The 3,534-nt window shown below is 66.4% G+C and carries 3 protein-coding genes and 1 pseudogene; 3 read left to right on the plus strand and 1 reads right to left on the minus strand.

Annotated elements, in window-relative coordinates; genetic code table 11:
• Positions 1–213 precede the first annotated feature (213 nt).
• From AZG88_RS05020 to AZG88_RS05030, 3 genes are read left to right on the plus strand one after another with little or no spacing between them, the layout of a single operon-like run.
• Positions 214–1,422 carry a tyrosine-type recombinase/integrase gene (locus tag AZG88_RS05020; protein ID WP_061697097.1) on the plus strand — a complete coding sequence of 403 codons (1,209 nt, stop codon included), beginning with the start codon at positions 214–216 and terminating at the stop codon, positions 1,420–1,422.
• Positions 1,419–2,345 (plus strand): tyrosine-type recombinase/integrase, encoded by a 927-nt coding sequence (locus AZG88_RS05025; RefSeq protein WP_061697098.1) that lies wholly within the window; start codon positions 1,419–1,421, stop codon positions 2,343–2,345. Before AZG88_RS05020 ends, AZG88_RS05025 begins: the two co-directional genes overlap by 4 nt.
• On the plus strand, positions 2,342–3,328 hold the full coding sequence (locus AZG88_RS05030) for a tyrosine-type recombinase/integrase (RefSeq protein ID WP_061697099.1): 987 nt from the start codon (positions 2,342–2,344) through the stop codon (positions 3,326–3,328). The genes AZG88_RS05025 and AZG88_RS05030 overlap by 4 nt, the downstream gene beginning before the upstream one ends.
• Positions 3,329–3,351: 23 nt before the next feature.
• Here AZG88_RS05030 and AZG88_RS52480 read toward each other — a convergent pair.
• A pseudogene (locus AZG88_RS52480) lies at positions 3,352–3,534 on the minus strand (hypothetical protein); the annotation flags it as partial.

A 3,534-nucleotide genomic window follows, 5' to 3' on the forward strand; every position in this document is an offset into this window, starting at 1 on the left:
GACTCCCAATCGGTGCAGGGTTCCGACACGGTGGCCGGGTCGAGTCGTGGATACGATGCGGGGAATCATGCCGGGTGGTTCGTTATGCCGGGTCGGGCCGTCCGGCCGGTTGTCGCCGCAGGTCGGCGAGGGTGAGCGGGGTGGGGTGCCCGGCATAACGCCAGGTTTGTGAGGAGGCTCGTCTTTGGTAATTGATCCAGAGAGGAGTTTGTCGTGAGTGAATTGTCGAAGGTTCGGGTGGTGGGTCCGCTGGCGTCGTATGCGGAGGGGTTCTGGGACGAGTTGGTCCGGTTGGGTTACACGCCGCGAACTGCCAGGGACCACGCCTATGTACTGGCGCACCTGAGTCGCTGGTTGGATCAGGAGGGTGTGGAGCCGGCGGACCTGACCCCGCAGATGGTTGAGCGGTTCGTGTTGGCGCGCAGGCACGCCGGCTACCGCCGAGGATTGACGGCGCGGTCGCTGCGGGCGCTGCTTGGCTATCTGCGGGAGGTCGGTGCCGTCCCGCCGGTCCCGCAACCGGTATCGGACTCTGCGATCGAGGTGCTGCTCGTGAGCTACCGCCGATACCTGTTCGACGAGCGCCGTCTTACGCCGGCGACCGTACGCCTCGACGAAGACATCGCTCGTCGTTTTCTGACGGAGTGCGTTCTGGGCGCCGACCTCGACGTCAACCGGGTCACGCCGGCCGGGGTGACAGAGTTTGTGGTCACCGAATCGCGACAGTACAGCACCGGATCGATGAAGGTACTGACCGTCGCTCTGCGTTCGCTGTTGCGGTTCTTGTGTGTTGCCGGTTTCGTGGAACGGGACCTGTCGGTGGTGGTTCCGGCTGTTGCCGGTCGGCCGATGACCACGCTGCCCAAGGGGGTGGAGGCGTCCGTCGTCGCAGCGCTGCTGGGCAGCTGCGATCGAACCAGATCTGTTGGGCTGCGCGATTATGCGGTGTTGACCCTCCTTGTCCGTCTCGGCCTTCGCGCCGGTGAGGTAGCGGCGTTGACTCTCGACGAGGTGGACTGGCGATCCGGTGAGCTCGTCGTGCGGGGCAAGGGCGGCAGGGTCGATCGACTGCCGCTGCCGCGAGACGTCGGCGAGGCGCTGGTCGACTACCTGCGCAACGGGCGGCCACGATCGTCTTCGCGGGCGTTGTTCGTGCGCGTCTGCGCCCCGGACGGTGCGATGTCGGCCGGATCGGTGGCTATGGTCCCGCGCAGCGCGTCACGCCGTGCGGGCGTGCCGATTGTCGGGGCCCATCGGCTGCGTCACACGGCGGCAATTGAGATACTGGCCGGTGGTGGGTCGCTGGCCGAGGTCGCACAGATACTTCGTCACCATTGTGAGGCGACGACGGCCCTGTACGCCAAGGTGGACCGCGCTGCACTGGAGCTGGTTGTGCGCCCATGGCCGGGAGAGCAGCGATGAGCACGCTGCGCGCCGCGGCCGACGATTACCTCGCGATGCGCCGTGCCCTCGGTTACCAACTGCGCCAGGAGGGCCGAATTCTCGCCAGTTTCGTCGATCACCTCGAACATCATGGTTTGACCCGGATCACCATCGAGGCTGCCCTGGCATGGGCCACGGAACCGGAGCATGCAGATCCGATCTGGTGGGCCAAGCGGCTCACCGTGGTTCGCGGGTTCGCCGGCTACCTGCGGGCCTGGGACGAGCGGACCGAAGTGCCACCCGCCGGGCTGTTGTCGAAGGGTGTTCGCAGACGGACGCCCTACCTGTATTCGCCCGCACAGATCGTTGCCGTGATGGGCGCGGCACGGCGGCTCGACTCACCGCTTCGGGCGGCCACCTTCGAGACGTTTGTCGGGCTGATGGCCGCCACCGGCCTACGCACCGGCGAAGCGATGGGTCTGGACCGCGATGACGTTCACCTTGACGACTCGCTCCTGATTGTGCGGCACTCAAAGTTCGACAAGTCCCGGCAGGTTCCGTTGCACCAGACCACCGCTGATGCGCTCGAGGACTACGCACGCCGACGCGATGAGCTCTGCCCACACCCGGCCGTGCCGTGCTTCTTCCTCTCCGGCGCCGGCACGCGACTCAACCACACCAATATGAGCACGACCTTCGCCGGTCTCCTCGCCGCCGCCGGCGTCACGGCGCCACCGGGTCGGCGTCGCCCCCGACTCTACGATCTACGCCACAGTTTTGCTGTCGCGACGTTGGTGGCATGGTACGCCGACGACGCCCCCGTGCCGGGGCGGCTACCGGCACTGTCCACTTACCTGGGTCACGTCAAACCGTCGTCGACGTACTGGTATCTCGAGTCATCTCCGGAGCTGATGGCCGCCGCCGCGGGCCGGCTCGAACGATTCTGGCAGGAGTCGTCGTGAGCTCACTCGCACCCGTCCTGGAGGCATATTTCACCGAGCGACTGGCCCAACGCCATGCCAGCGGGCATACCGTGGCATCCTACCGGGACTGTTTTTGTCTGCTGCTCCGCTTTACTCAGCGCCGGCTCGGCAAGCCGCCCTCGGACCTCGACGTTGCCGACCTAGACGCGTCGCTGATCGGCGCGTTCCTGAATCACCTCGAGCAGGAGCGGGGGAACTCGATCGCCACCCGCAACAACAGACTGGCCGCGATCCACTCGCTGTTCACCTACGCGGCCCTGCGATGTCCCGAACATGCAGCTCTTATCCAGCGCGTCTTGGCGATTCCCCCGAAACGGTCCGAGTCGACCATCGTCTCGTTCCTGACCCGGACCGAGATCGATGCGCTGCTGGCAAGCCCGGAGCGCACCACCTTCATGGGCCGCCGTGACCACGCACTGTTGCTTGTCGCGATCCAAACCGGACTGCGTGTCGCGGAACTGACCGGTCTGACCTGGGCCGACATTGAACTCGGCGTCGGCGCCCACCTGCGCTGCACCGGGAAGGGTCGCAAGGAACGACGCATCCCCCTGACCAAGGCAACCGCCAAATTGCTCCGCGAATGGTCGCACGAGATACGGAGCGCACCAACCGATCACCTGTTCCCGAGCCGGGACGGGGGACGACTGAGCCGTGACGCCGTGGCAGACCTGCTCGCCAAACATGTCACGGTCGCGGCGCGCGCATGTCCGTCGCTTGCCGCAAAACATATTTCGCCTCACGTCCTGCGTCACACCACCGCGATGACGTTGCTGCACGCCGGTGTCGACATCTCCACCATCGCGCTCTGGCTCGGGCACTCCGATACCAAGGCGACCCAGGCCTACCTCCATGCAGACCTCGCGCTCAAGGAGAAAGCCCTCGCCCGCACCGCACCACCCACGGTCGGCCGCGGTCGTTACCGCCCGCCCGATCCCATCCTCGACTTCCTCGAACACCTGTAATTATGTCGGGCATCCCATCCCGCTCACCCCCGCCGACCTGCGGCGACAACCGGCTGGCCGGTCCGCACCGGCATAACGAGCCACCCGGCATGATTGCCCGCGTCGTATCCTCGGCTCGACCCGGCCACCGTGTCGGCGCCCTGCACCGATTGGGAGTCGACGATCGCCGCGGACGGCAGCGGGTGGCGGCCGCCCTGGACCCGCAC

Origin of the sequence: Rhodococcus sp. LB1 (genome assembly GCF_001583455.1) — a bacterium.
Classification (GTDB): domain Bacteria; phylum Actinomycetota; class Actinomycetes; order Mycobacteriales; family Mycobacteriaceae; genus Rhodococcus_F; species Rhodococcus_F opacus.

Coding starts and splice junctions, on each gene's coding strand:
- AZG88_RS05025 (WP_061697098.1), top strand. CDS start 1,419: ATGAGCACGCTGCGCGCCGCGGCCGACGATTACCTCGCGATGCGCCGT.